This window comes from Brevundimonas sp. MF30-B (genome assembly GCF_004683885.1).
Taxonomy (GTDB): domain Bacteria; phylum Pseudomonadota; class Alphaproteobacteria; order Caulobacterales; family Caulobacteraceae; genus Brevundimonas.
The window spans coordinates 1202897-1229603 of record NZ_CP038440.1 but is presented as its reverse complement, the minus strand read 5'-3'; the positions used below and the strand labels follow the sequence as shown (position 1 = coordinate 1229603).

The 26707-nt window shown below is 67.6% G+C and carries 29 protein-coding genes and 1 pseudogene; 16 read left to right on the top strand and 14 right to left on the bottom strand.

The genetic code is table 11. The features are described 5' to 3' along the window. Window positions 1-2: 2 nt before the first annotated feature. Window positions 3-830, bottom strand: a complete 828-nt coding sequence (locus tag E4M01_RS06225) for an NAD(P)H-hydrate dehydratase (RefSeq protein ID WP_135061721.1) — start codon at window positions 828-830, stop codon at window positions 3-5. A 111-nt stretch (window positions 831-941) separates the two neighbouring features. Here E4M01_RS06225 and E4M01_RS06220 point away from each other — a divergent pair, with 111 nt between their 5' ends. Both E4M01_RS06220 and glnA read left to right on the top strand, forming a co-directional pair. Next, window positions 942-1280 (top strand): P-II family nitrogen regulator, encoded by a 339-nt coding sequence (locus E4M01_RS06220; RefSeq protein ID WP_135061722.1) that lies wholly within the window; start codon window positions 942-944, stop codon window positions 1278-1280. Between the two features lie 87 nt (window positions 1281-1367). Continuing rightward, on the top strand, window positions 1368-2777 hold the full coding sequence (glnA, locus tag E4M01_RS06215; protein ID WP_135061723.1) for a type I glutamate--ammonia ligase: 1410 nt from the start codon (window positions 1368-1370) through the stop codon (window positions 2775-2777). Window positions 2778-2851: 74 nt separating this feature from the next. On the opposite strand, the gene E4M01_RS06210 is transcribed toward glnA, so the two are convergent. The 4 genes from E4M01_RS06210 to E4M01_RS06195 all read right to left on the bottom strand — a co-directional run bounded on the left by E4M01_RS06210 (window position 2852) and on the right by E4M01_RS06195 (window position 4817). After that, a complete protein-coding gene (locus E4M01_RS06210; protein ID WP_135061724.1) occupies window positions 2852-3166 on the bottom strand; it encodes a hypothetical protein in 315 nt (104 codons plus the stop codon). An 18-nt stretch (window positions 3167-3184) separates the two neighbouring features. Next, a complete protein-coding gene (tatC, locus tag E4M01_RS06205) occupies window positions 3185-4078 on the bottom strand; it encodes a twin-arginine translocase subunit TatC (protein WP_135061725.1) in 894 nt (297 codons plus the stop codon). Further along, the gene (gene tatB, locus E4M01_RS06200; protein ID WP_245158153.1) at window positions 4075-4533 is read right to left on the bottom strand and encodes a Sec-independent protein translocase protein TatB; all 459 of its coding nucleotides are present in this window, start codon (window positions 4531-4533) and stop codon (window positions 4075-4077) included. The genes tatC and tatB overlap by 4 nt, the downstream gene beginning before the upstream one ends. A gap of 71 nt (window positions 4534-4604) precedes the next feature. Next, window positions 4605-4817, bottom strand: coding sequence for a twin-arginine translocase TatA/TatE family subunit (locus tag E4M01_RS06195; protein ID WP_135061727.1), 213 nt, complete (start codon window positions 4815-4817; stop codon window positions 4605-4607). Window positions 4818-4921: 104 nt separating this feature from the next. On the opposite strand from E4M01_RS06195, the gene rnhA reads away from it, so the two are divergent. Next, window positions 4922-5368, top strand: coding sequence for a ribonuclease HI (gene rnhA / locus E4M01_RS06190; protein WP_135061728.1), 447 nt, complete (start codon window positions 4922-4924; stop codon window positions 5366-5368). Here the strand turns inward: rnhA and E4M01_RS06185 are convergent. The 3 genes from E4M01_RS06185 to E4M01_RS06175 form a co-directional block, all read right to left on the bottom strand. Next, on the bottom strand, window positions 5365-5826 hold the full coding sequence (locus tag E4M01_RS06185) for an NfeD family protein (protein WP_135061729.1): 462 nt from the start codon (window positions 5824-5826) through the stop codon (window positions 5365-5367). The two genes, rnhA and E4M01_RS06185, sit on opposite strands and share 4 nt — an antisense overlap. Before the next feature lie 18 nt (window positions 5827-5844). Beyond that, window positions 5845-6876: an SPFH domain-containing protein gene (locus tag E4M01_RS06180; protein WP_135061730.1), complete on the bottom strand. Its 1032-nt coding sequence runs from the start codon at window positions 6874-6876 to the stop codon at window positions 5845-5847. 91 nt (window positions 6877-6967) lie between these two features. Beyond that, window positions 6968-7375: an NUDIX hydrolase gene (locus tag E4M01_RS06175; RefSeq protein WP_371682920.1), complete on the bottom strand. Its 408-nt coding sequence runs from the start codon at window positions 7373-7375 to the stop codon at window positions 6968-6970. Window positions 7376-7449: 74 nt separating this feature from the next. On the opposite strand from E4M01_RS06175, the gene E4M01_RS06170 reads away from it, so the two are divergent. The 4 genes from E4M01_RS06170 (at window position 7450) to E4M01_RS06155 (ending at window position 11203) form a co-directional block, all read left to right on the top strand. After that, window positions 7450-8856, top strand: coding sequence for an FAD-binding oxidoreductase (locus tag E4M01_RS06170; RefSeq protein ID WP_135061732.1), 1407 nt, complete (start codon window positions 7450-7452; stop codon window positions 8854-8856). 64 nt (window positions 8857-8920) lie between these two features. Next, entirely contained in the window at window positions 8921-9694 is a 774-nt protein-coding gene (gene yaaA / locus E4M01_RS06165; protein ID WP_135061733.1) for a peroxide stress protein YaaA, read from the top strand. A 75-nt stretch (window positions 9695-9769) separates the two neighbouring features. After that, window positions 9770-10618 (top strand): 3-hydroxybutyrate dehydrogenase, encoded by an 849-nt coding sequence (locus tag E4M01_RS06160; protein ID WP_135061734.1) that lies wholly within the window; start codon window positions 9770-9772, stop codon window positions 10616-10618. 48 nt (window positions 10619-10666) lie between these two features. Further along, entirely contained in the window at window positions 10667-11203 is a 537-nt protein-coding gene (locus tag E4M01_RS06155; protein WP_135061735.1) for a hypothetical protein, read from the top strand. On the opposite strand, the gene E4M01_RS06150 is transcribed toward E4M01_RS06155, so the two are convergent. Both E4M01_RS06150 and E4M01_RS06145 read right to left on the bottom strand, forming a co-directional pair. After that, entirely contained in the window at window positions 11200-12120 is a 921-nt protein-coding gene (locus E4M01_RS06150) for an L-threonylcarbamoyladenylate synthase (protein ID WP_135061736.1), read from the bottom strand. The two genes, E4M01_RS06155 and E4M01_RS06150, sit on opposite strands and share 4 nt — an antisense overlap. After that, window positions 12117-12665, bottom strand: coding sequence for a cytochrome b (locus E4M01_RS06145; protein WP_135061737.1), 549 nt, complete (start codon window positions 12663-12665; stop codon window positions 12117-12119). Before E4M01_RS06145 ends, E4M01_RS06150 begins: the two co-directional genes overlap by 4 nt. Before the next feature lie 141 nt (window positions 12666-12806). Here E4M01_RS06145 and E4M01_RS06140 point away from each other — a divergent pair, with 141 nt between their 5' ends. Then, window positions 12807-14588, top strand: a complete 1782-nt coding sequence (locus E4M01_RS06140; RefSeq protein ID WP_135061738.1) for an acyl-CoA dehydrogenase — start codon at window positions 12807-12809, stop codon at window positions 14586-14588. Here the strand turns inward: E4M01_RS06140 and E4M01_RS06135 are convergent. Continuing rightward, window positions 14563-15399, bottom strand: a complete 837-nt coding sequence (locus E4M01_RS06135) for a serine protease (protein ID WP_135062688.1) — start codon at window positions 15397-15399, stop codon at window positions 14563-14565. The two genes, E4M01_RS06140 and E4M01_RS06135, sit on opposite strands and share 26 nt — an antisense overlap. A gap of 92 nt (window positions 15400-15491) precedes the next feature. Between E4M01_RS06135 and E4M01_RS06130 the strand changes: the two genes are divergently transcribed. Both E4M01_RS06130 and E4M01_RS06125 read left to right on the top strand, forming a co-directional pair. Further along, the gene (locus E4M01_RS06130) at window positions 15492-17675 is read left to right on the top strand and encodes a S9 family peptidase (protein WP_135061739.1); all 2184 of its coding nucleotides are present in this window, start codon (window positions 15492-15494) and stop codon (window positions 17673-17675) included. Further along, on the top strand, window positions 17672-18214 hold the full coding sequence (locus E4M01_RS06125; protein WP_135061740.1) for a GNAT family N-acetyltransferase: 543 nt from the start codon (window positions 17672-17674) through the stop codon (window positions 18212-18214). The genes E4M01_RS06130 and E4M01_RS06125 overlap by 4 nt, the downstream gene beginning before the upstream one ends. Window positions 18215-18221: 7 nt before the next feature. Here E4M01_RS06125 and E4M01_RS06120 read toward each other — a convergent pair whose 3' ends face one another. Beyond that, a complete protein-coding gene (locus E4M01_RS06120; RefSeq protein WP_135061741.1) occupies window positions 18222-18650 on the bottom strand; it encodes a response regulator in 429 nt (142 codons plus the stop codon). A 153-nt stretch (window positions 18651-18803) separates the two neighbouring features. On the opposite strand from E4M01_RS06120, the gene E4M01_RS06115 reads away from it, so the two are divergent. Then, on the top strand, window positions 18804-19406 hold the full coding sequence (locus tag E4M01_RS06115) for a sensor histidine kinase (protein WP_135061742.1): 603 nt from the start codon (window positions 18804-18806) through the stop codon (window positions 19404-19406). 19 nt (window positions 19407-19425) lie between these two features. Here E4M01_RS06115 and E4M01_RS06110 read toward each other — a convergent pair whose 3' ends face one another. Then, a complete protein-coding gene (locus E4M01_RS06110) occupies window positions 19426-20532 on the bottom strand; it encodes a mechanosensitive ion channel family protein (RefSeq protein WP_135061743.1) in 1107 nt (368 codons plus the stop codon). Between the two features lie 144 nt (window positions 20533-20676). Between E4M01_RS06110 and E4M01_RS06105 the strand changes: the two genes are divergently transcribed. Both E4M01_RS06105 and E4M01_RS06100 read left to right on the top strand, forming a co-directional pair. Continuing rightward, window positions 20677-21408: a cytochrome c oxidase assembly protein gene (locus tag E4M01_RS06105; RefSeq protein WP_135061744.1), complete on the top strand. Its 732-nt coding sequence runs from the start codon at window positions 20677-20679 to the stop codon at window positions 21406-21408. Beyond that, window positions 21405-22139: a cytochrome b gene (locus E4M01_RS06100; protein WP_245158154.1), complete on the top strand. Its 735-nt coding sequence runs from the start codon at window positions 21405-21407 to the stop codon at window positions 22137-22139. Before E4M01_RS06105 ends, E4M01_RS06100 begins: the two co-directional genes overlap by 4 nt. Here the strand turns inward: E4M01_RS06100 and E4M01_RS14490 are convergent. Continuing rightward, window positions 22132-22638 (bottom strand): annotated as a pseudogene (locus E4M01_RS14490) (cytochrome c); the annotation flags it as partial. The gene E4M01_RS06100 and the pseudogene E4M01_RS14490 sit on opposite strands and share 8 nt — an antisense overlap. Window positions 22639-22862: 224 nt before the next feature. Between E4M01_RS14490 and E4M01_RS06090 the strand changes: the two are divergent. From E4M01_RS06090 to E4M01_RS06080, 3 genes are read left to right on the top strand one after another with little or no spacing between them, the layout of a single operon-like run. After that, window positions 22863-23201: a cytochrome c family protein gene (locus E4M01_RS06090; RefSeq protein WP_245158155.1), complete on the top strand. Its 339-nt coding sequence runs from the start codon at window positions 22863-22865 to the stop codon at window positions 23199-23201. After that, window positions 23198-24172 (top strand): cytochrome c oxidase subunit II, encoded by a 975-nt coding sequence (gene coxB, locus E4M01_RS06085; protein WP_135061747.1) that lies wholly within the window; start codon window positions 23198-23200, stop codon window positions 24170-24172. Before E4M01_RS06090 ends, coxB begins: the two co-directional genes overlap by 4 nt. Next, window positions 24169-26706: a cbb3-type cytochrome c oxidase subunit I gene (locus E4M01_RS06080; RefSeq protein WP_135061748.1), complete on the top strand. Its 2538-nt coding sequence runs from the start codon at window positions 24169-24171 to the stop codon at window positions 26704-26706. Before coxB ends, E4M01_RS06080 begins: the two co-directional genes overlap by 4 nt. The last annotated feature ends 1 nt before the right edge of the window (window position 26707 follow it).

Below are 26707 nucleotides of genomic sequence, written 5' to 3'. Positions count from 1 at the left end.
GTTCAGCCGCCGTGCAACTCGGCCAGAACGGCCGGAAGGCGGTTGGGCAGGTCTTCGGAAATCAATCCTGGCCCGACGGCGCGAGCCGCTTCGGCGTGCATCCAGACGGCGGCGGAGGCGGCGTCGAAACTGTTCATGCGCTGCGCCGCCAGTCCGCCGATCATGCCGGACAGCACGTCGCCAGTCCCGGCCGTCGCAAGCCAGGGCGAACCGTTCGGATTGACCCGGATGCGGCCGTCCGGCGCAGCGATGACCGTCCGCGCGCCCTTCAGAACAACCACGGCGTCGGCGCGCTGGGCGGCCTCGGCCGCGGCCGCCTCACGGCCCTTGAGCAGCAAGCTGGGAAACAGGCGCTCGAACTCGCCCTCATGGGGTGTCAGCACGTCGTCGTGATCCAGGACGGCGAAGAGGTCGGCAGAGCGGCCTGCGAACAGGCTGAGCGCATCTGCGTCGGCGACGAGGACCGCGCCGGTGCGGGCCAATGCCTGCAGATTATCCTCGGTTGCACGGCCAAGGCCTGCCGCCGGGCCGATGACAACCGCGTCCATGGGTTGGGCCGCCTCGCGCAGATCCTCCGGATCCTCGACCGGCTGAATCATCACCGCCTCCAAGGCCCCGCCGAGCACCGAGACCGCGTCTGGCGGACACAGCACCTTGACGAGACCAGCGCCTATCCTGAGCCCCGCGCGGGCGGCGAGACGCGCGGCGCCGGTATGGCCAGCCCGGCCCGAGACCACGCCCAGGCGCCCGCGGCTGTGCTTGTGGGTGTCGTCGCCCGGCCAGGGAAAATTTGCGAGCCAGACCGCCGGCGCATTGACTTCAGCCTTCATGACGCGCTCCGGCTGGGGACGAAAATCGAAAAGACGCTTGCCTTATAGTGCAATGCACTGTCCCTTTAGAGCCCGAGCGTAGAGCCGCAACGGCCACGCAACGGGACCGCCATGAAGAAGATCGAAGCCGTCATCAAGCCGTTCAAGCTCGATGAAGTGAAGGAAGCGCTCCAGGACGCCGGCGTCCAGGGCATGACCGTCATCGAAGCCAAGGGCTATGGGCGTCAGAAGGGCCATTCAGAGCTCTACCGCGGGGCCGAGTACGTCATCGACTTCCTGCCCAAGATGAAGATCGAGGTGGTGGTTCCTGACGACATGGTCGCATCCGTCCTCGAGGCCATCCAGTCCGCCGCCCGGACAGGCAAGATCGGCGACGGCAAGATCTTCGTCTCTCCGGTCGAGGACGTCATCCGCATCCGCACCGGAGAAACCGGCCCCCAAGCTATCTGAACCCACCCTCGGCCGTCCTAGCGACGGCCGTTTTTCGTCACCCTCCCCTCCCCACGCCTGACAAGACCAAGAAAAGGACCCTTCGAGATCATGAGCGCCAAGGCCATCCTCAAGGACATCGCCGACAAAGACGTCCAGTACGTCGACCTCCGCTTCACCGACACGCGCGGCAAGCTTCAGCACGTCACCTTCGACATCGACCTGGTCGACGAGGAATTCCTCGAAGAAGGCACGATGTTCGACGGCTCGTCCATCGCCGGCTGGAAGGCGATCAACGAGTCCGACATGCTGCTGAAGCCCGACCTGTCGACCGCCTGGATCGACCCCTTCTATCAGCAGACGACCCTGTTCCTGTTCTGCGACGTGCTGAACCCGGACACGGGCGAGCCCTACAATCGCGACAGCCGCTCCATGGCCAAGAAGGCCCTGGCCTATGTCCAGTCATCGGGCGTGGGCGATCAGGTCTTCTTCGGTCCCGAGGCCGAGTTCTTCGTCTTCGACGACGTGCGCTGGTCCACTGCGGCCCACGACACCGGCTACAGCTTCGACTCGGTCGAGCTGCCGGCCAACACCGGTTCGGAATACGCCGAGGGCAACCTGGGCCACCGCCCCGGCGCCAAGGGCGGCTACTTCCCCGTCAATCCGGTCGATTCGGGCCAGGACCTGCGCGGCGAAATGCTCAGCGTCATGAAGGAGCTGGGTCTGGATCCCGAGAAGCACCACCACGAGGTGGCGCCGGCCCAGCACGAGCTCGGCCTGAAGTTCTCGGACCTGCTGACCATGGCCGACCGGCTGCAGCTGTATAAGTACGTGATCCACAACGTGGCCCACGCCTATGGCAAGTCGGCGACCTTCATGGCCAAGCCGATGTTCGCCGACAACGGCTCGGGCATGCACGTGCACCAGTCGATCTGGCGCGACGGCAAGCCCCTGTTCGCGGGCGACAAATACTCTGGGCTCTCGGATCTTTGCCTGTGGTACATCGGCGGCATCATCAAGCACGCCAAGGCCATCAACGCCTTCGCCAACTCGACCACCAACTCCTACAAGCGCCTGGTTCCGGGCTACGAAGCGCCGGTGAAGCTGGCCTATTCGTCGCGCAACCGCTCGGCGTCGATCCGCATCCCGTGGGTGTCCTCGCCCAAGGCCAAGCGCATCGAAGCCCGCTTCCCCGATCCGATGGGCAACCCCTATCTGACGTTCGTGGCGCTGCTGATGGCGGGCCTGGACGGCATCGAGAACCGGATCGATCCGGGCGCGCCGGCCGACAAGAACCTGTACGACCTGCCGCCCGAAGAACGCGGCTCGATCCCTGAGGTCGCCGGTTCGCTGAAGGAAGCGCTCGAGGCGCTCGACGCCGATCGCGCCTTCCTCAAGAAGGGCGGCGTCATGGATGACGACTTCATCGACGCCTACATCGCCCTGAAGCAGGAAGAGGTGGCGCGCCTGCAGCTGCACCCCCACCCGGTCGAGTTCGACATGTACTACAGCTGCTGATCGACGGCGGCTGAACGAAAAGAAGGGCCGGCGGAGGGATCCGCCGGCCCTTTGTCTTGCGTTTAGCCAACCCATCAGAACTCACAGTCACCAACCAAGAGACACCAGCCGCCCCACAGCCAGCTGACGATCGGCGAAATAACGAGTGCAAGGGTCCCCAAAACAAGCCATCGGTTTGCCGGGGGCACGGGTCTAAAACGGGCCAAAACGAAGAGCCAAGCCGCGAAAAACGCAACACTTACGGCCAAGCTGTGCGGCGCCGAAAGCCAGAGATGCGCATTGATAAGGGCCTTGTCCGTAACGACGCTGACGACACTGATCGACGCCAGGACGGCCATGTAGCCGCGGCGGGACACCCCGGCAGGCGTGTAGCGATCGGCTTGACCCATTATCCTCGCTCCGAAAACCTAGGCTCGGTTTGTCGAGAGCTCTTCCTCATCCCGCTTCTTGCGGCGTATCTCGATGATGCGGACGCACCAGATCGACACCTCGTAGAGCAGCACCAGCGGCACCAGCAGCATCAGCTGGCTGATCGGGTCGGGCGGCGTGACGACGGCGGCCAAGATGGCCACGGCGACGATGGCGTAGCGGCGCCCCTCCGCCATCAACTTGGACGAAATCAGCCCCGCCAGACCCAGCAGGGTCATGATCACCGGAAGCTGGAAGCACAGGCCGAACGACAGGATCAGCGCCGTCACGAGGCTCATGTATTCCGACACCTTGGGCAGCAGGGCCGCGGTCACGCCATCCTGGTTGATGGCTTGGCTGAGCGAGAACCACATGACGAAGGGCAGCATGACGAAATAGACCAGCGCCGCACCCAGAAGGAACAGCACCGGCGCCGCGAACAAGAACGGCAGGAAGGCGCCCTTTTCATTGCGGTACAGGCCCGGCGCGACGAAGCGATACAGCTGCCAGGCCAGAATCGGGAACACCACGATGACGGCGCCGAAGGCCGCCAGCTTCATCTTGGTGAACAGGATTTCCAGCGGCGCGGTGTAGATCAGATTGACCGTCTGACCATCAACATGCGGCAGGGGGCGCAACCCTATCGTCCCTGCGATCAGATCGAGCGGCGAGACATGCCCGCCCGGTGGCACGGCCGCATGGAAGGCCGCCGCAGCGGCAAACGGCTTCACCAGGAAAACATACAGAGGCTCCGCGAAGGCGAAGCACAGAATGAAGCCGGCGATGAAGGCGACCACGCAGACCAGCAGCCGGTTCCGCAGCTCGATCAGGTGATCCATCAAGGGCGCGCGCGACGCCTCGATTTCAGCCTCGTCGCGGTCGGCGGCGCTCATGGGTCGACCTTCTTGAACCGCGTAGCGGACTTGCGCGCCTTGGGCTGAGCCGTTCTGGTTTTCACCGTCGCCTTCGGCTCCGGCTTTGTGACAGGCTCGGAGACGTCCGGGGGCGGCTCGGGCGCGACCTCCGACACCGGCATGTCGGGCCATTCCTCGGGACCAGTCAGCACAGGATGGGCCGATGATGAGGCGGCGGGCGCATCCAGATCCTGACGGATTGCTCGAAAGGCCTCCTCCGCGTCTGCGCCGAGCGGATGCATCCCTTGCCCGGTGCGCAGCGCCTCGACCTCCTTGCGAAGTTCGTCCAGCTCGGACTGACGCGCCATCTCGTCGAAGCTGGCGCGGAAATCATTGGCCATGGCGCGGGCCTTGCCCATCACCTTGCCGACACGCCGCATCAGGACAGGCAGGTCCTTTGGCCCGACCACCAACAGGGCGAGCAGGCCGATCACGAGGATTTCCAGCCCGCTTATGCCGGGACCAAGACCACCCATCTATCGATGACTTTCGCGAAGCGACGGGATCAGCGCTTCAGCTCTTCCTTCTCGGCATCGGTGCGCGGCAGGGAGCTGACGCCGTCGGTCGGCCCCTTGTCGTCGTCCTTCAAACCTTCCTTGAAGGCCTTGATGCCCTTGGCGGCGTCGCCCATCAGGCTGGACAGCTTGCCGCGCCCGCCAAACAGGAGGGCGATCAGTGCGATCACGATGACCCAGTGCCAGATGCTCATGGCGCCCACGGCGAATACTCCTGGATGGGGGCGACTGCGCCCGTCTCGATGCCTACTCGGTCATATAGGCCGACAGATGGCGGCGCGCCAAGGGAAGCTGTAAGGCCGCGCCCATGAGTCACGTGATCATCCACACCGACGGCGCCTGCAAGGGCAATCCTGGTCCTGGCGGCTGGGGCGCGATCCTTCAGGCCGGCCAGGGCCGCGAGAAGGAACTGTGGGGCGGCGAGCCGCTGACCACCAACAACCGCATGGAGCTGATGGCCGCCATCATGGCTCTGGAGGCGTTGACGCGTCCCTGCCGCGTCGACCTGCACACCGACAGCAAATACGTCATGCAAGGGATCAACGAATGGATTCACGGCTGGAAGGCGCGCGGCTGGAAGACGGCTGACAAGAAGCCGGTCAAGAACGACGACCTGTGGCGCAGGCTGGACGCCGCTCGCGCGCGCCACGACGTCAAATGGCACTGGGTGAAGGGCCACGCCGGCCACGTCCTGAATGAACGGGCCGACGGGCTGGCGAATCGCGGCGTGGCCGAGATCGCTTTGCGGCGTTAGGCCGAGCGCACCTTCAGCCGACCGCCGTCAATCACGCTGTCGACTATGACGTCTTCACCGGCCAGGGGCGCGGCGCCCTCAATGTCGGCCGCCCACTCAGCGCCGGAGACGAACACCCGCCCCCGGCCGCCGACGAAGGCTTCGGTGACCCGCGCACGCTGTCCGACCAGGCGGGTGTCGCGGGCGTTGATGTCCGGGGCCTCGGCCGGATTGACCCGCTTGACCAGACGCTTGGACGCCAGGGTCGAAATCACCGTCAGCACGGCGAAGATGATCAGCTCGACGCCGAAGCCGAAGCGCAGGCCAAGCGCGGTCATCAGTGCGACCACGCCGGCCGAAACGGCCGGCCACAGCAGCCATTCGGTCGTGAAGGCCGCCTCGATCGCCAGCAGGAAGACGCCCAGGCCCAACCAGATCCAGAACGGCTGGGCGGCGTAGATGGAAAGGACCGGATCCATGATCTCGCGCCTCTATCCTTAGGTGGTGGGAGGGACCGAACCGCCGGTGTTGCGCGGCGGACGGGGCTGGGCCGGCGGCGCCGAGGCCGACGTCAGAGGCGCGGCCGCAGGTCGTGCGGAGGCGCGCGTATCGGTGCGGCCCTGCTGCTGCTCCTTGGCCAGGCCGACCAGTTCGCCCAGGCCGGCGATGGTGCCGACCAGGCCGGACATCTCGGCTGGGACGATGACCGTCTTGGCCGTCGGGTTGCGCGCCAGTTCCGCGAAGGCCTCGACGTATTTCTGAGCCACGAAATAGTTGATGGCGTTGACGTCGCCGCGCGCAATGGCCTCGGACACCATGGCCGTCGCCTTAGCCTCGGCCTCGGCCTCGCGCTCACGAGCCTCGGCGTCACGGAAGGCGGCTTCGCGGCGGCCTTCGGCCTCCAGGATGGCGGCCTGCTTGGCACCCTCGGCGCGTGCGATGGCGGCCTGCTTCTCGCCGTCGGCTTCCGTGATGACGGCTCGGCGCTCGCGCTCGGCCTTCATCTGACGCGCCATGGCGTTGGTGATGTCGGTCGGAGGCGTCAGATCCTTGATCTCGATCCGGTTGGCCTTCACGCCCCACGGCTCGGTGGCCGAGTCGATCACGTGCAGCAGACGCGTGTTGATGGCGTCGCGCTGGCTCAGCACCTCGTCAAGCTCCATGGAGCCGACCACCGTCCGCAGATTGGTCATGCAGAGCTGCGAGATGGCATACGGCAGGTTGTCCACGCGATAGGCCGCGCGGGCGGCGTCCATCACCTGGATGAAGACGATGCCGTCGACCTTCACCATGGCGTTGTCCTTGGTGATGACCTCCTGGGTCGGCACATCCAGGACCTGCTCCATCATGTTCATGCGACGGCCGATCTTCTCGACGAAGGGCGTCAGGATGTGGATGCCGGGCGAGAGGGTCTTGGTGTATTTGCCGAAGCGTTCGACGGTGAATTCGCGCCCTTGCGGCACGATCTTCACGACGCTGAACACAAAGCCCACGCCCAATATGGCGAGCGCGATCAGAAACCAGGTCATTCAGTCAGCCTCCCTCGATATCCGAAGCTTACGGGCAAGCCCGCTCAAAGACCACGAAAACCGCAGGCTGCGACGATGACAACGCCGTAATCTAAAAGCGGCTCGCCATGGCTGCACCGGCATGGATTATCCGACGCGTTTCGTCCCAGCCGACAAGGTGATCGACAGCCGCGATCGGATGAAACGCCGCCTCGACCGCATCGTCGCCGGCCACGGGCTCCCCCTCGCGCCACAGCGCCAGATAGTCGATCAGCACATAGTGGCGGCCGATCTCTGGAAAGAGGCCGTCCACCACGTCGATCAGCCCGGCCAGCTCCGCCGTCACGCCGGTCTCTTCGACAAGTTCGCGCAGCGCCGCGTCTGCCGCCCGCTCGCCCGGCTCAATCCGGCCGCCCGGCAGGCTCCATTCGCCGACGCGCGGCGGGAGACCCCGCCGAATCAGCAGCACCTGATCGCCACGCAGACAAACCACGCCGGCGGCGGGCACAGGCGTCACGATCGCACTCGAGCATGAATCATGCCTGAGCATAGCTTTGCGCTTTCGCCGCGCACACGCTTTTGCCAGAACGGGTCATGCCCGCGCCCTCCCCCGCCGCGATCGCTGCTCTGAAGTCCGCCCTCGGCGACGGCGGCTGGACCGACGATCCGGCCGAGATCGCGCCCTGGCTGACGGAATGGCGCGGACGCTGGAGCGGCCACACGCCACTGATGCTGACCCCGCGCTCGACGGAGCAGACCGCGCAGGCCGTGCGGATCTGCGCCGAACACGGCGTGGCCATCACGCCTCAGGGCGGCGGGACCGGCCTGGTGGGCGGGCAGATTCCTTATGGCGAAGTCCTGCTGTCGATGCGGCGGATGCGGGCCGTGCGCGATGTCACGCCGCTGGACGACGCCATGACTGTCGAGGCCGGCGTGACCCTGCTGGAAGCGCAGCAGGCGGCGACCACGGCCGGCCGCCGCTTTCCGCTCAGTCTGGCGGCGGAGGGCACGGCCACCATCGGCGGCGTGATCTCGACCAATGCGGGCGGCACCCAGGTGCTGCGCTATGGCGTCATGCGCGACCTGGTGCTGGGCCTGGAGGCCGTGCTGCCCAACGGAGAGATCTTCAACGGCCTGAAGCGGCTGCGAAAGGACAACACCGGCTATGACCTCAAACAGCTTCTGATCGGCGCCGAGGGCACGCTAGGCGTCGTCACCGCCGCGACCCTGAAGCTGTTTCCGATCATGCGCAGCCGCGCCACCGCCGTGGTCGGCCTGGAAAGCGCGGCGGCTTCGATCGAACTTCTTGCCCGCGCCAAGGCCGAGACGGGCGGCGGCGTCGAGGCGTTCGAACTGATGAAACGACTGGGTGTCGGCCTGGCCATCCGCCACATCCCCGATGTCCCCGAGCCGCTGGAGACGACGCCGGACTGGTATGTCCTGATCGAACTGGCCTCCGGCGAGCCCGGCGCGGCCGAAAGCGCGCTGGAGCGACTGCTGGTCGACGCCTTCGAACGTGGTCTGATCACCGACGCCGCCATCGCTCAGAACGAGGCCCATCGCGCCGCCTTCTGGAAATTGCGCGAAGAGCAGTCCGCCGCGCTCAAGCCCGAGGGCGGCGGCTGGAAGCATGACGTGTCGGTGCCCGTTTCGCGCATCGCCGACTTCCTCGACGAGGCGACCGCCGCGGTGGAGCGCTTCCATCCGGGGGCGCGGGTGTCCGCCTTCGGTCACGTCGGCGACGGCAATCTGCACTACGACGTGCTGTGCCCGCCCGGCGCCGATCTGCCCGCCTTCCTGGCCCGATGGGCCGAGGGGTCGCAGGTCGTGCACGACATCGTCGCACGCTACGAAGGCTCCATCTCCGCCGAGCACGGCCTGGGCCGCCTCAAGACCGACGAGGCCAGGCGCTACAAGTCGGCGCTCGAGATCGACACCATGCGCGCGATCCGCCAGGCGCTCGACCCCCAGCGGATCATGAACCCCGCCGTTCTGTTCTGAGCCTTGCGGTTCAAATCGGCGGCGAAGCGCCCTATCTGGACGCGACCGTCCCCGGAGAACCGATTTGCTGATCGTCCTGTCCCCGGCCAAGCGGCTGGACTTCGCCGAACCCAAGACCCCTCTGCCGGCCACGCGCGCCCGCATGATGGAGGACGCCGCCAGCCTGGCGCGCACCGCCCGTCGCCAGACCCAGGCCGATCTGCGCCGGCTGATGCACCTGTCCGAAGACCTGGCCAAGCTGAACCAGGCCAGGTTCAAGGCCTTCGACCCGGACAGCCCCGACATGGGCCTGCAGGCCGCGATCGCCTTCGCCGGCGACGTCTATCAGGGTCTGGACGCCCGGTCTCTGGACGCCGAGGCCATGGCGTTTGCCCAGGATCATCTTCGCATTCTGTCAGGCCTCTACGGCGTTCTGCGCCCGCTGGATCGCCTGCAGCCCTATCGGCTTGAGATGGGCACGCGGCTGAAAACCCGGCGCGGCGAAACCCTGTACGACTTCTGGGGCGATCGGATCTCGAAGCAGCTGAACGCCGACGCCGAGGGGCACGCCGACCCGACCCTGGTGAACCTGGCCAGCCAGGAATACTTCGGCGCCGTCGACGCCAAGGCCCTGACCCTGCCGATCGTGACGCCGCAGTTCCGCGAGATCCGCGACGGCGAAAGCCGCATCATATCCTTCTTCGCCAAGAAGGCGCGCGGTCTGATGGCGCGCTACGCGGTCGAACAGCGCATTGAAAACGCCCGTGACCTGAAAGGCTTCGATCGCGACGGCTATCGCTTCGACGCCTCGGCCTCGACAGAGACCGACTGGATATTCACCAGGCAGGGAAATAACTGAACCGGCCGTCGCCAAGCTCGTTCTCAACGGCTAGGCTGATCGGGCTGACGATAACGACAAGGGTGGATGCAGCGCATGTTCCAGTGGCCCAAACGCGGCGAGGCCGCCGATGGTGAAAAGGCCGCCTTCCGGGGCGTCGGCGAACTGAAGGGTCAGGTGGCCGTGATCTCCGGCTCGACGTCCGGCATCGGACTGGGCCTGGCGCGCGCGGTTGCGGCGCGGGGCGGCGATGTCGTGCTGAACGGTCTGGGCGATCCGTCGGAGATCGAGCGCATCCGCGCCGAGATGGAAGCCGCCAACGGCGTGCGCGTGCGCTACCACGGCGCCGACATGCGCAAGGGCGACGAGGTGGCCGACATGGTCGCCTTCGCCAAGCACGACCTGGGTCGCTTGGACATTCTGGTGAACAACGCCGGCGTCCAGCACGTCGAAGCCATTGAGAAGTTCCCCACCGACAAGTGGGAGCAGATCATCGCCATCAATCTGTCCTCGGCCTTCTACGCCACCCGCGCGGCGGTGCCGATCATGAAGGCGCAGGGCCGCGGACGGATCGTCAACATCGCCTCGGCCCACGGCCTGGTCGCCAGCCCGTTCAAGTCGGCCTACGTCGCCGCCAAACATGGCGTCATCGGCCTGACCAAGACCGTCGCGCTGGAGCTGGCGCGCGAGAACATCACCTGCAACGCCATCTGCCCCGGCTTCGTCGAGACGCCGATCGTTCAGATGCAGATCGCCGATCAGGCGCGCACCCACGGCATTTCCAAGGATCGGGTGATCGACGAGGTCATCCTGAAGAAGCAACCGACCAAGCGGTTCGTCACGACCGACGAACTGGCGGGCCTGTTCCTCTATCTGGTGTCAGACCTGGGCGCGTCGGCCAATGGGGCCAGCTTCTCCATCGACGGCGGCTGGACGGCGGAATAGCCACGGCTTCGTGAGGGAACCGAGAGCGTCGGTCGGCGCTATGGGGGCATGAAGCTTCACCATTGCGCCGTCATCACCGGCCTCGCCCTCCCGCTCGCCGCATGCGGCGGGGGCATGTCCCTGCAGCATGGAACCGATCGGTTTCAGGGCGGGGTCGGCGACGCCGTGGCCGCCCCGCTCGAAGACCTGAACCTGCGTCGCGCCGAGGTGCCTGAGACCTTGATCGAAGCGCGCTATCGCCCCTACGGCATCGCCGGCATCACCGGCTGCGCCGCCATCGCCGCCGAAATCACAAAGCTGGACGAGGCGCTGGGCCCCGACCTCGACTCTGACCTGGCGCCGGACGGATCACGCACCGACGAGCAGGCCGCCGACGCTGCGCTGGGCCTGGTGCGCGACACCACGACAGATTTCATCCCCTTCCGCAGTTGGGTTCGGCGCCTCACCGGCGCTCATGCGCACAGCCAGGAGGTCGAGCGCGCCTATCGCGCAGGGCTCACCCGCCGCGCCTACCTGAAGGGCATAGGTCAGCAGCAGGGCTGCGCCCCCCCGGCCGCCCCGACGGTCCGCGCGGTTCAGCCCTAACCGACGAACCCCGCCGCGCGCTTCAGCCGATCATTGATCGCCTCGCCCAGACCCGTCGCCGGGATCGGGGCGACGGCGATGCCGGTCGGCCGCTCGCGATCCGCCTCCCGAAACCGCCGGAACAGATTGGCCGCGGCTTCGCGCAGGTCGTCTCCGCGGCTCAAGACGAACCGCGGATCACCCTGAACGGGCCCAAAGCCCAGCAGGATTTCCCCAGTCTGCGCCTCGACAGCGTTGATCCTCACGGGCGCGTCAGGGGCGTAATGGACCGAGAGCCGCCCCGGCGAACGGTGTCCCTGCCCGTCATCTGACAGAGCGCCGACCACCGCTTCGATTTCTTCGCGCGTGACCGATCCGGGACGCAGCAAGCTGACCCGGCCGTCCAGCACCGAGGCCACGGTGCTCTCAACCCCCACCGCGCAGTCGCCGCCATCGACGGCGGCCGCGACGGCGAAGCCCGTTTCCTCGACCGCGTCGGCGAAGGTCGTCGGGCTGGGCCGTCCCGACCGGTTGGCCGACGGCGCCACCACCGGCCGGTCGAACAGGGCCAATATCTCGCGCGCCCTAGCATGACCGGGCACGCGGACCGCGACGCTGTCTAATCCCGCGCGCGCGAGGTCGCAGACCCGTTCACGGTCCCGCACCGGCATGACCAGCGTCAGCGGCCCCGGCCAGAACGCCTCGGCCAGGGCGCGAGCGCGGTCATCCATCACGGCGATACGCTCGGCTGCGACGGCGTCGGCGACGTGGGAAATGAGCGGGTTGAAGCGCGGCCGGCCCTTGGCTTCGAACACCGCCGCCACAGCTTGGGCATCACCCGCATCGGCGCCGAGGCCATAGACGGTCTCGGTCGGCAGCAGGATAAGCCGCCCCGCACGCAGGGCGTCGGCGGCGTCGCGCGCGGAGGAAGGCGTCACGGCCGGCGGGGGATGAAGGGGATCATCCGATGCAGCACATTGTCGCGGTTGATGAACTGGTGCTTCAGCGCACCCGCCACGTGAAGCGCCAGGAGAACGTACAGCAGCTTGGGCAGGGCGCGGTGAATGTCCATCAGCTGACCCGCCGTCTCGCGTCCGCCGCCGATCGGCAACAGCGGCCATTGGAACAGTCCGTACCAGGCGATGTCGCGACCCGCCGCAGAGGACGCCAGCCAGCCGGTGAGCGGCAGCGCCAATAAAACGACGTAGAACAGCACATGGGTCGCACGCGCCAGGACCCGCTGCCATTTGGGCTGATCCGCCGGCAGGGCGATGGCCGGATTGGCGATGCGCCAGCCCAGCCGGACCAGGGTCAGCACCAGAATGCTCAGCCCCGTCGATTTGTGCAGGCCGATCCAGAAGCCCGCGTTCGGACCATCTGTGTTGGCGTCGCTGACCAGAAAAATCTGCACCACGACCAGCACGGCGATCAGCCAGTGCAGCGTAAGCGAGACTGTCGAATAGCGGTTGCGCGGTTCGGCCATCAGCCACTCCCCTTTTCGCCGTCCAGCTTGGCCCAGCGGGGCCCTCAGGCCAAGCGCTGATGCATGCGCGGCGACCTCGCCTCTTGCCTGCCGTCACGGCATCGTCGCAAGAAACGCCAAAGCGTTTCCAGGAGACGGCTCATGACCTATCGCGCCCCTGTTCGAGACTTGGCCTTCACCCTGCGGTTCGTCGCCGGCGGCGACGCCCTGACCGAGACGGGCGCCTTTCCAGACTTCGACGCGGAAGTCGCCGGCGCGGTAATCGAGGCGGCCGCGCAGTTCTCGGAACAGGTGCTGGCGCCGCTGAACCGGCTCGGCGATCAGGCCGGATCGAAATACGCCAACGGCGCCGTGACCGCAGCCCCCGGATTCGCCGACGCCTATCGCCAGTTCGCCGAGGGCGGCTGGACCGGCCTGACCGCCTCGACCGAGGCCGGCGGCCAGGCCCTGCCCAAGGCGCTGGAACTCGCGGCCTATGAGACGGTGCACAGCGCCAACATGGCGTTCGGTCTGTGCCCTATGCTGTCGCTGGCGGCCATCGAGGCGCTGGAGGCGCACGGGACCAAGCATCAGAAGACCACCTATCTGCCCAAGCTGGTGTCGGGCGAATGGACCGGGGCCATGGTGCTGACCGAGCCGCACGCCGGCTCGGACCTGGGCGCGCTAACCGCCACGGCCACGCCCAAGGGCGACGGGACCTACGCCCTGAACGGCCAGAAAATCTTCATCACCTGGGGCGACCACGACGCCACCGACAACATCGTCCACATGGTGCTGGCCCGCCTGCCCGACGCGCCGCCGGGCCCCAAGGGCATCAGCCTGTTCCTGGCCTCGAAGTTCGCGGTCAAGGCGGACGGGACGCTGGGCGACCGCAACGCCTTCCGCCCCGTCGGCGTCGAGCACAAGCTGGGCATCCACGCCTCGCCGACCTGCGTCATGAGCTACGAGGGCGCCACTGCCGAACTGGTCGGCCGGCCCAACGAGGGCCTGTCGCACATGTTCGTCATGATGAACGCCGCGCGTCTGGCGGTGGGCATGGAGGGCGTCGGCATAGCCGAGCGCGCCTATCAGCACGCCCTGGCCTATGCGCTGGAGCGTCGCCAGGGCCGCAGCGTCTGGACCGGCCAAGTCAACACCCCGATCATCGACCACCCGGGCGTGCGCCGCATGCTGGCGGTCATGAAGGCTAAGACGGCCGCCGCGCGCGCCATCTGCCTGTCCACCGGAGTCGCCGCCGACCTGGCCCGCCACGCCGCCACAGAAGAGGATCGGCGGCGCTGGAAGGGTCGCGAGGACCTGCTCACCCCCATAGCCAAGGCCTGGTCGACCGATGTCGGCTGCGAGGTCGCCTCCATGGGCGTTCAGATCCACGGCGGCATGGGCTTCATCGAAGAGACCGGCGCGGCGCAATACTATCGCGACGCGCGCATCGCCCCGATCTACGAGGGCACCAACGGCATCCAGGCCATGGACCTGGTCGGGCGCAAACTGAGCCAGGACGGGGGCGAATCGGCTCGGCTGGTGATCGCCGAGATGAAGGCCACTCTGGTCGAACTGGCGCGCGTCTATGACGGCAAGCCGCTGGAGCGGTTCGCCACCGCCATCGAGGCGGTCGAGGACGCGACCCTGTGGCTGCTGGACCGCAAGGCCGATCCGAACGCCGCCGCCGACGTGCTGGCGGGCGCGGACGCCTATCTGACGCTGCTGGGCGACGTGATCGGCGGCTGGATGCTGGCCAAGGGCGCCCTGGCGGCCAACGCCAGCCTGGCGCAGGGATCGGACGACGGCTGGCTGCGCGGCCGGATGGACCTTTACGAAGTCTATGCCGCCAATGTGCTGGGCCACGCCTCCAGCCGCCTGGCCGCCGTTGGCCAGGGCGGCGAACTGCTGCAGCGGATCAGCGCCGAGGTCTTGGCGGGCTGACGTCCAGCAGGGCGATAGCCTCGCGGATATACTCGGCGTGGACCACCACGCCGAGGTCCAGACGCTCGCCGCCCGACACCACCTCCTGGGCCAGCAGGCCCGCGATGAAGGGGTGATCGGGCGCGGGCGCGTCAGGCCGTCGCCGCGCGCTCGCCGTCCAGAACACCGGCCCGCCCGAGTTGCCGGGGAAGACCTTGAAGTCCAGCAGGAAGGTCGGAAACGCCTCGATCGGCGAGACCGGCCAGGACGCCACCCGCCCGACCCTCAGGATGGGAAAGCCCGCGCGATTGGCCGACAGGCCGCGCGGAAAGCCCAGCGACAGCAGCTCGTCGCCCGGCCCGACCTCGAAATCCTCAAAGGCGTCGCGGTCCGCCAGCCAGGCCAGCGGTATGGCCGCCCGCGCGAAGTTCTCCGGCGCCGCAATCTCCATCACCGCCACGTCGCGATCCGGATGACGCACCCACAGCGGCTGTTCGGCCGCGTCGCGGATGACGAACGGGCTGGCGTCGAAGCTCCAGCCGCCGTCGGCGCCCTGGACGCGCCAGCCGATGCGCGAACCGGCCGAGGGCATCTGCTCCAGCACATGGGCCGCGGTGACCAGCACGGTGCGGGGCTGGCCGTCGGGGCGCGGCGCATTGATCAGAAAGGCCGTGCCCACCTTGCGCGTCCCGTCGCCCAGCGACTGATCGACCTGCACCGTCGCGTTGATCAGCCCCACCGTCAGGTCCCACGCCGGGGCGACGCGGGCCGCGACTTGGGGCGGCGGAGCCTGGACGACGACGGCGGGCGGGGGCGTCTGATCGATAAACATCACGGTTTCGGCTATCGGCGGGCTTTGTTCATTTGACGGCGCGCGAGACTGGCGCACAAGGTCCGCCTCGACCATCTCGGGGACCTGACACCATGAACCGTCGCGAACTGATCGCTTCGACCGCCGCCGCGGCCGCCCTGGCCGGCGCCGCCCCCGCTCTCGCTCGCCAGACTTCCGGAAGCCGAATGCCTCAAACGCCCGTCGCCCCCGTGGCCAAGAAGATCCCCGTCCGCATCGAACAGCTCGGCCGCGTCCGCACCGACGACTATCAGTGGATGAAGGACGACAACTGGCAGGCGGTTCTGCGCGATCCGACCCTGATCAAGGCCGACGTCAAGGCGCACCTGACCGAGGAAAACGCCTATCGCGAGGCCATGATGGCCTCGACCCTGCCGCTGCAGGCGACGATGTTCGAAGAGATGAAGGGCCGCATCAAGGAGGACGACAGCTCGGTCCCCTCGCCCGACGGTCCGTGGGAATATTACGTCGAATACCGCACGGGCGATCAGCACCCGCGCTACATGCGTCGCCCTCGCGGCGGATCGGGTGCAGCGCAGCTGCTGCTGGACGGCAACGCCCTTGCCGAGGGCCTGGCCTATTCTCGCATCACCGTGACGGAAAACAGCCCTGACCACAGCCTGTTCGCCTATGCGCACGATGCTCAGGGATCCGAAGTTTACCGCATCTTCGTCAAGGATCTGGCGACCGGCGAACTAGTCGGCGAGCCCATCGAGTCAGCTTCGGCCAGCCTGACCTTCTCGCCGGACAGCCAGTGGATTTTCTGGACCAACCGCGACGACAACGGCCGGCCCGACAAGATCTTCCGCCGGCCCGCGCGCGGCGGCGAGACCATCCTGGTCTATGACGAAACCGACGACGGCATGTTCATCGGCGTAGGCCGCACGGCTGACGACGCCTTTGTGCTGATCTCCATCGGCAACCAGGAAACCTCGGAAGTCCGCTACGTCGCGGCGGCTAGCCCCACGGCAGAGCCAGTGGTGCTCGAGCCCCGCACCGTAGGCGTTCGCTATGACGCCGATCACTGGGGCGACCGCTGGCTGTTGCGCACCAATGCCGACGACGCCATCGACTTCCGCATTGTCGAGGCCCCGACCGCCGAACCGGCCAAGGCCAACTGGACCGACCTGGTGCCGCACCGCCCCGGTCGCTTCATCGAGGAGATGAGCCTGACCGCCGGCCATCTGGCCCGCCAGGAACGCGCCGACGCCAACACCCGAATCGTCATCCGCGACCGCGCGGGCGCCGAGCATGAGATCGGTGTGGACGAGCCCGCCTACGCCCTGTCGCTGATGGGCTCGTCGGAGTTCAACTCCACCAATCTCCGTTACGGCTACAACTCGCCGTCCACGCCGACGTCGACCTATGACTACGACATGGCGACGCGCGAGCGGGTGCTGAAGAAGGTGCAGGAAGTCCCGTCAGGCCACGACCCGGCCGACTATGTCGTCGAGCGACTGAACGCCCCGGCCGCCGATGGCCAGCTGGTGCCCGTTACCGTTCTGCGCCGCAGGTCCACGCCGGTCGACGGCTCCGCGCCCATCCTGCTCTACGGTTACGGATCGTACGGCATTCCGATGCCGGCCAGCTTCTCCACCAGCCGTCTGTCGCTGGTGGATCGCGGCTTCATCTACGCCATCGCCCACATCCGCGGCGGTTCGGACAAGGGCTGGGGCTGGTTCCTGGCCGCCCGGCGCATGACCAAGAAGAACACCTTCACCGACTTCATCGCCGCCGCCGAGCATCTGATCCAGCGCGGCTACGGCCGGGCCGGAAACATTGTGGCTCAGGGCGGGTCGGCCGGCGGCATGCTGATGGGCGCGGTCAACAACATGCGCCCCGAACTTTGGGCCGGCGTCATCGGCCAGGTGCCCTTCGTCGACGTCATCAACACCATGAGCGACACCTCGCTGCCGTTGACCCCGCCGGAGTGGCCCGAGTGGGGCAATCCGATCGAGGACGCCGAGGCCTACGACTACATGATGTCCTACAGCCCCTACGATCAGGTCGAAGCCAAGGCCTATCCGGCGGTGCTGGCGACCGGCGGCCTGTCGGATCCGCGCGTCACCTATTGGGAGCCCGAGAAGTGGGTAGCCAAGCTGCGACCCGCGACCACCTCGGGCAAGCCCATCCTGCTCAAGATCAACATGGAGGCCGGCCACGGCGGCGCCTCCGGCCGCTTCGACTATCTGAAGGAAGTCGCCCACGACTACGCCTTTGCGGTCTGGGCCGTCGCAAAGGGCTGGGAGCAGGCGTGATCATCCGCGAGACGGCCGAGAGCGACCTCTCGGCCATCACCGCCATCTACGCCGACAGCGTGGCGCATGGAGCCGGCACCTTCGAACTGACGCCGGCGTCGGTCGAAGACATGCGCGCGCGCCTGGCCTCGGTCGCGGCGCTGGACCTGCCCTGTCTGACCGCCGAAATCGACGGGGCGGTTGCGGGCTACGCCTACGCCGGGCCGTTCCGCTTGCGCGCCGCCTACCGCTACATGGTCGAGGATTCGGTCTATGTCGCCGAAGCTTTCCGGGGACGCGGTGTCGGGCGCGCCCTGCTCGAAGCGCTGATCGCGCGCTGCGAGGCGCTTGGCCTGCGGCAGATGGCCGCTGTCATCGGGGACGGGGCCAACGCCGGCTCTGTGGCCCTGCACGCCGCCTGCGGCTTCCGTCCCGCCGGCGGGTTCCAGGGCGCGGGCTGGAAGTTCGACGGTTGGCGCGATGTGGTCTTCATGCAGCGTCCGCTGGGCGCAGGAGCGAACGCGCCGCCCGATTCGGCTGGTTTCGCCTGCGGGCGGTGAACCCCGATCAGTGCGGGGCGATGTCCTCCGGAGGGGTGAGAAGCCACGGCGCCAGTCGAAACCGTCGCGGCGTTTCGCCGAGGGTGCGGTGGAAGATGAACTTGCCGGCGAAGGCCACGGCGGCCTGCAGCGTCTGTTCGTCGAAGGGCTTTGATATCGCGCCGATCGCTCCGGCGAATCCCTCAGGGATCTGTTCTGGGTTGGCCGTCAGGAAGATCACCGTCGCGCCATAGTCCTGAACCAGTCGATGCGCCACCTGTGGACCCGTCATGCCGTCCAGCAGATTGATGTCGACCAGCGCCAGGTCCGGGCGTTCCCGCTCCGCCGTGGCGAAGGCGCTCGCCTGGTCCATAGCGCAGCCCACCACCTCGCAGCCGACATCGGTCAGCACCATTTCGATTTCCATGGCCAAGATGGCCTGATCCTCGACGATCATGACCCGTAGGCCTGGTGGTGAAGTCAAACGAACGGTCCTCCCAGCCGGCGGTGTCTACCACCCTGTGTCGGCCACCGGACACATTAAACTCGCGCTTGGCGAAATGGTTCGGCGTGGCTATTGAAACAGGAGAGTTTTTTTGCCGGGGGAGCCATGGCGCCGGACGTACACACGGACGTCTCAGACCTGAAGCTGCGCCTGGCGGGCAACTATCAGTTGCTGCAGGCCCTGGTCGGCATTCGGCTTCGCGCTGTAAGCGATCCGGAAAGCCGGCGGCATCTGACATGGCTCAGCGACGTCGTGGCGGCTTTAGGCCTGCTGAACCGACGCCTGCTCGCAGGGGGCGCCGTGGACGTCGCCGGCTATCTGGAGGACGCGATCGCCTTTTGGCGGCGGGCTGTTCACGACCGCCCGGTGCGGCTCGAACTCCGCGGCGATGTCGGCGCGCTTCCGGAGACCCATGCGACTCCTCTGGCCATCATTCTTCACGAACTGCTTTCGAACGCGGTGCGGCATGCCTTCCCGGATGGAGGGCGCGGGGCCGTTGCGGTGGCCGCCTCACGCGCCGCCGACGGGATCAGCCTGGTGGTGCGCGACACCGGCGTCGGGGCTGAGAGCGGCGTCACGGGCGAAGGGCTGGCGCTGGTGCGCGGGTTGATCGAGCACCTGGGCGGGAGCCTTGTGCTGGAGACGGCCCCTGGCCAGGGGTTTGCGGCGCGCGTGCGTCTGCCGCTGGCGCCGACCTCGCGTCACTGACGCATCAGGGCCGGCCCCGTCAGGCGGGGAGTCGTCCTCGCTGCTCCAAATCCATGCGATCGCGCGGCAGGGCTTCGCGGCACTGGTCGCGCATGAAGGCCAGCATCTGCTCGCGGATTTCGCACCGCAGATCGAAAGCGGTCGGCGCGTTGCGGGCGCTTGCCAGGCACCGGACCTCGGCGGTGCGTTCGGTGATGTCTGTGACCTGCAGGCTCAGCACATCGCCGTCCCACAGCGGATTGGCTTGAACGATCCGTTCAAGCTCGGTGCGAAGCCGGTCCATCGGCGCCTCGTAATCGACGTAGAGGAAGACCACGCCGATCAGGCTGGAGTTCTCGCGCGTCCAGTTCTGGAACGGTTTCTGGATGAAGTAGGTCAGCGGCAGGATCATGCGCCGCCAGTCCCACAGCTTGACCACCACATAGGTCGAGGTGATCTCCTCGACCCGCCCCCACTCCCCTTCCACGATCACGGCGTCGTCGATGCGGATCGGCTGGGCGGTGGCGATCTGGATGCCGGCGATCATGTTGGTGAAGAAGGGCTGCAGCGCGATGCCGGCGATGATCCCGACCACCCCCGCCGAGGCTAGCAGCGACAACCCCCACTGGCGCACGGCCCCGATGGTCATCAGCGCCAGGCCCAGGGTGATCAGACCGATGACAATGGCGGCGACACGCTGAAGGATCCGAGCCTGGGTGACGTGCTTGCGCGCCACCAGATTGTCCTCGGTCTCCATGTTGAAGCGGCGCAGATAGACCACCGCCCACATGTCCACAGCGCCGATCAACATCCAGCCGACGGTCAGGATGAAGGCGAAAAGCAGCGTCTGGCGGATGAACAGCGAGGGCTCTGGATGCAGCGGCGAAACCGTGACCGCCAGCGCCAGCGCCACGATCATCACCGCGATCCGCACCTTGAGGCGCGCCCGCCCCACGACGCCGCGCCAGAACAGGTCTCGCTTGCGCACGATCCAGGTCAGCAGGGCGAAGACGATCTGGTTGGCCGCCCAGCCGATGAAGACGAACACTGCAACGATGACCGAGATCACCGCCCATTCCGGCAGCCAGTGGAACTGTCGCCACAAGGCGAAGACCTGGCGGGTCATGTCTGTCACGAACTCGGGCATGCTCCATGTCTAGAAGCCGAAGCGGTCGCTGGCCAGTCGATGAAGAGCCGTCGCCGGCTCGGAACTTGGAGGCGTCCAGCGGATTTGAATCGCCAAGGCTCGAATTCGCCGCCGCCGCGCGTCTCGGGGGAGACTGACCTAGCGATGAACACCTGGACGCCATACTGCGGCAGTGCGCCGGACCCGGCCGCGATATGGAGCCGGTGGAACGGCGATCCCGTTCTGCTGATCGGCCTGGCCTTGCTAGCGGCGGCCCTCACCTTCGGGCTGCGCGGCGCGGGCTGGAAGCGGCAGGCGGCCGCCGCCCTGGCCGTCGTCGCCCTGTTTGTCAGCTTCGTTTCACCGCTGTGCGCGCTCAGTTCGGCGCTGTTCACCGCCCGCACCCTGCACCATCTGCTGCTGATGCTGGTCGCCGCGCCGCTGATGGCGCTGGCCCTGCCGCGCGTGGCCAAGCCAAGACTTTGGACGACCGTCCTGTTGCAGACAGCGGTGCTGTGGGCCTGGCATGCGCCGGCGGCCTATGGCTGGGCCTTGTCGAACGACGGGGCCTACTGGCTGATGCAGGCCAGCATTCTGGGCGCGGCCCTGGCCTTCTGGGCCAGCGTGCGCGCCAGCCGGGCGCCGGCGGGCGTCGCCGCCCTGCTGGTGGCCATGGTGCAGATGGGGCTGCTGGGCGCGATCATCACCTTCGCGGTCGACCCGCTCTACGCCCCCCACTTCGCCTCGACCCTGGCCTGGAGCCTGACCCCGCTCGAGGACCAGCAGGCGGCCGGTCTGATCATGTGGGCCCCGGCGGCGGCGGCCTATCTGGCGGCGGCGCTGGTCGTGCTCGGACGCATGCTGGGGCCGGACGCGCCGCGGACCCGAGCGGCATGATCGACCGGCTTATCGGCAATATTCTGGAGTGGGCCGCAGGGCACCACGACAAGGGCCGCTATTCGCCCATCGGCGTCGCCTTCCACTGGACCATGGCGGTGCTGGTGGTGTTCCAGCTGGTGTGGGGCTGGCGCATGGGCCGGCTGCCGGTCGGCGGCGACAAGCTGGCGGCCTATGACGTGCATATCGGCGTGGGCGTGCTGATGCTGCTCCTGGTGATCGGGCGGCTGTCCTGGCGGCTGCTGGCGCCGCCCAGCATCAATGACGCCGACAAGCCGGGCTGGGAAAGCACAGCCGCCAGCATCACCCACTATGTCTTTTACATCTGCCTGTTCGGCCTGCCGATCACCGGCTGGTTCATGATCTCGGCGACCGCGCCCCAGCAGGGGCTGACGGTGGCGGGACTGCTGCCCTGGCCCGTCATTCCGATGGCCGACATGTCAAACCCCGCGCGCTGGCGGGTCGAGGCGGTGGCGGAATGGATGCATGGCGCGCTGATCGTAAGCCTGCTGCTGCTCATCCCCATCCACGTCGGGGCGGCGGTCAAACATCACTTCATTGATCGGGACGACGTACTGCACTGGATGCTGCCGGTTGTTCCGCAATTGCCGCGGCGACGGACGAAGTGGCAGCGCCGCTACCGGGCGGTCGAGAAGCGGGCGAAGTCTCTAGCCAGGCGGCTATGGCTTGGATTTCTGCGGCTGACAGGTCTGCGACGGCGGCCCGCATGACGCCGCGCGGATCGTTGCGGCGCCCGCCGGTGCGCCAGCGCTCGATCTGCTCGACCGTATAGGCGCGCGGCTGGCCCGAGATCGCCGGTCCGCCCGGGCCGGCGCCCTGGCCCTGGGCGCCGTGACAGACAGCGCACGGCTGGATGCCCCGCGACGGATCGCCGCTGAGATAGACCACCGGAGTCGGCAGGGGCGCCGTGGCTGCGACCGGCGCAGGCAGGCTGGCGTACCAGGCGGCGACAGCCCGCCGATCGGCCTGGCTGAGGCCCCGCGCGACCGGGCCCATGACGTCGTCGCCGCGTACGCCCGAGGCGTAGTCCTCCATCTGCTTCTGCAGATAGCCGACATCCAGTCCGGCCAGGCGGGGCGCGGCCACGCCGTCGCCCTGGCCCTCCATGCCGTGGCAGGTGAAGCAGGCGTTGGCCGCCCCGCCGTCGCCGCCGCTCAACGCCACCAACTGGCCCGTGGCGGTCAGAGCCTGGCCGGTCTCATTGGTCATGGGATGGCAGGCCGCCAGCCCCGCCACGGCGGCGGTCGACAGCCAGACGGCGATGATGGGAGAAGCGCGCACGCGGCATCGAACGAGGGCTGACGGTCAAGGTTCCGCCGTTTTCCACGGAACCGCGACGCTTCGCCGGGATTGTCCTGCCTTGAAGGGACAGCCGGGGTGGAATGGACCGTCGATCGCCTGCAACCGCAGTCGGGCCTGCATGGCTCATCGTCGTGGCGACGCTGAGCCTGAGCGCCTGCGCCGAAAAGGACCCGCCGCGCGTCATCAGCGGGGCGGACGCCGCGCGCGGCCTGGTCATCGCCGAGCGCATCGGCTGCGCCGCCTGTCATGAGACGCCGGGTGTCAGCTGGCCCTCGGGCCGGGTCGGTGGAACCCTGGCCGGCTTTGGCGAGCGGCCCATGATCGCCGGCCGCTTCCCCAACCAGCCCGACACTCTGGTTCAGTGGCTGCGCGACGCGCCGTCGCTGGATCCCTCGACCGGAATGCCTGCCCTGCCTCTGACCGAAGCCGAAGCCCGCGACGTCGCGGCCTATCTGTACACGCTGAGATGACCGCACAGACTTCAACTGGATCTTCGGCGCCGCCTGGAATCTCCGGCTGGCCGCCGCCCGCCCTGGACCCCGCCGGCCCCTACGCCAGCGCGATCAACCTGGTCAGCTGGGTGCTGTTCGCCATGGGCGCGATCGTGCTCGTGGTCGTGGTCGTCGCGCTGGGCCTGGCCCTGTTCGGACCGCGCAGATGGCGCGCGCGGCTGGGCGGCGAGAAAATCATCTGGGCCGGCGGCCTGGCCTTTCCGATCGTCGTGCTGAGCGGCCTGCTGCTCTATGGCCTGGCGGTCACGTCCAAGGTCGCCTCAGAGCCTTTGCCCGGCGAGATGCGCGTGCGTGTCACCGGCGAGATGTGGTGGTTCCGCGTGGCCTATCTGGACGACCAGGGCCGCGAGGTGATCCAGGACGCCAACGAGATCCACATTCCCGTCGGCGAGCCGATCGCCTTCGAGCTGGAGTCCGCCGACGTGATCCACAGCTTCTGGGTGCCGCGCCTGGGCGGCAAGCTGGACATGATCCCGGGCCGTCGCAACGTGCTGCGCCTCCAGGCCGACCAGCCCGGCGTCTATGGCGGGCAGTGCGCGGAATACTGCGGCGGGCCGCACGCCCTGATGGGCCTGGTGGTCGTGGCCCACGAACCGGCTGATTTCGACGCCTGGCGCGCGCGCCGGCTGCAGCCCGCCCCGACCGCCGCCCTTGCCTCGCGCGGCGCCCAGGTGTTCGACGCCAACGGCTGCGGCGCCTGCCACACGGTGGCCGGCACGACCTTCAACGGACTGGCGGGGCCGGACCTGAGCCACGTCGGCGCGCGGCGCACCATCGGCGCGGGCATCATGCCCAACAACCCCGGCACGCTGGCCGGCTGGATCGCCGACAGCCAGGCCATCAAGCCGGGCAACCGCATGCCCTCCTATCCGGTCCTGACCGGCCAGGACCTGCGTGAAGTCACCGCCTATCTGGACAGCCTGAAATGAGTTCGGAGAGCGGCTTCGATCCCAAGCTCTACGATCGTTTTCCGACCGAAGGCCCGCGTCCGCGCGGCGAGAAGAAGGCGCTTGAAGACGTCTGGTGCGGGCCAAAGGGCTGGCAGTGGCTGACGGTCATCAACAACAACTACGTCGGCGTCTATTACGTCGGCGCGGCCATGCTGTTCTTCGTGCTGGCCGGCGTGCTGGCCCTGGCCATGCGCACCCAGCTGGCCCTGCCGATGGTCGGCTTCCTGCCGCAGGAGACCTACAACCAGTTCTTCACCATGCACGGCACGGTGATGATGTTCCTGTTCGCCGTGCCGGCGGTCGAGGCGCTGGCGGTGACCATCCTGCCCCAGATGCTGGGGGCCCGCGACCTGCCCTTCCCCCGGCTCAGCGCCTACGCCTTCTGGGCCTATCTCGTGGGCGGCCTGTGCTTCTTCGCCTCGCTGTTCTTCGGTCTGGCGCCGGACGGCGGCTGGTTCATGTATCCGCCGCTGACCAGCATGACCTATTCGCCGGGGATCAACGCCGATTTCTGGCTGCTGGGCATCGGCTTCATCGAGATCTCGGCCATCGCCGGCGCCATCGAGATCATCGTCGGCGTGCTCAAGACCCGCGCGCCCGGCATGACGCTGGACAAGCTGCCGATCTTCGCCTGGGCGTGCCTGATCTTCGCGGTGATGATCATCATCGCCTTCCCATCGGTGATCCTGGCGACGCTGCTGCTGGAGCTGGAGCGCGCGTTCGGCTGGCCCTTCTTCGACCCGATCCTGGGCGGCGATCCGATGCTGTGGCAGCATCTGTTCTGGTTCTTTGGCCACCCCGAGGTCTACATCATCTTCCTGCCGGCGGCCGGCGCCATGTCGACCATCATCCCGGCGCTCGCGAAGACGCCGCTGGTCGGCTACCGCATGGTCGTGCTGGCCATGATCGCCACGGGCTTCATCAGCTTCGGCGTCTGGTCGCACCACATGTTCACGACCGGCATGCCGACCATGTCGATCAGCATCTTCTCCGCCGCGTCGATGGCCGTCAGCATACCCGCGGGGGTCCAGGTCTTCGCCTGGATCGCAACCGTGGCGTCCGGGAAGATGCCCAACAACACCCCCAGCCTGTTCGTCATCGGGGCCCTGATCATCTTCGTCATGGGCGGGCTGACCGGCGTCATGGTGGCCATGGTGCCGTTCGACTGGCAGGCGCACGACAGCTACTTCATCGTCGCCCACCTTCACTATGTGTTGATCGGCGGCATGGTCTTCCCGCTGTTCGCGGCGATCTACTACTGGCTGCCGGCGCTCAGCAGCCGACCGCTCAGCGAGCGGATGGGCAAGTGGATCTTCTGGCTGATGTTCATTGGCCACAACGTGACCTTCCTGCCCATGCACCTGACTGGGCTGATGGGGATGCCCAGGCGGGTCTACACCTATCTGCCCGAGCGAGGCTGGGACCTGCCCAACTTCATCTCGTCGGTGGGCTCGTTCATCTTCGGCCTGGCGGTTCTGCTGTGGGTCATCGACATGATCCGCAACTTCCGTCCGTTCGCCGGCAAGGAGGCGGGCAACATCTACGGCGGGCCGGGGCTCGAGTGGCTGCGCGGCGGCCTGTTCTCGATCCGCTCGGTGCCGGTCGTGAAAAGCCTGTACCCCCTGTGGGACCAGAAAAACCTGCAGAGGGACGTCGACGCCGGCCGCTACTTCATACCCGGCACGGTCACGGGCGAGCGCGAGACGCTGGTCACCACCGCCATCAACGCCGAACCGATCCAGCTGATGCGCCTGCCGCGCCCCAGCGGCTGGCACGTCTGGGCCGCCCTGTTCACCGCCGCCTTCTTCCTGATCCTGGTGATCCAGGCCTACGCCGTCGCGGCCGTCTGCGGCGTGGCGGCGGTCTACTGCATCGTCATGTGGTGCTGGAAACTCGATCGCCCGCACGAGGTCGACATGGCCGACATCGGCGCGGGCGTCATGGTGCCGACCTACGCCAGCGGCACGGCCAGCCACGGCTGGTGGGCCATGTCGATCACCCTGATCGTGGCCGGCATGGTCACGGTGATGACCGCCTTCTCCTATGTCTTCCTGTGGAGCAGCCGGCCCGAGACCTGGGCTCCGCCGCCCGAGATGCTAACGCTGGTGGGCGTGCTGGCGCTGGACGCCCTGGCGGTCGTGCTGCTCTGGACCTCGGTCAGGATGCTGAAGGCCGACCGTCCGCGCAGTCCGATGATCTGGGCCGTTCTGGCCTCGCTGGGCGCGATCGCCGTGGTCGCCGCCTGGGGCCTGGATCTGACGACGTGGCGCGGCACGGGCCTGATGCCGCAGCACTCGGGCCAGGGCGCGACGGTCTATGCCTTCCTGGCCTGGCAGGGGATGTTCGTGCTGACCGCCGCCATCATGGCGCTGTATGCGCCCGCCCGCTGGCTGGCCGGCCACGCCAGCGCCAAGCGCCCCGCCACGGCCGAGCTGATGGCCCTGTTCCTGACCTATGCCGCCGGCCAGAGCGCCTTCGCCGCGCTGCTGACCCGCCTGTTCCCGGGGGGCTGAG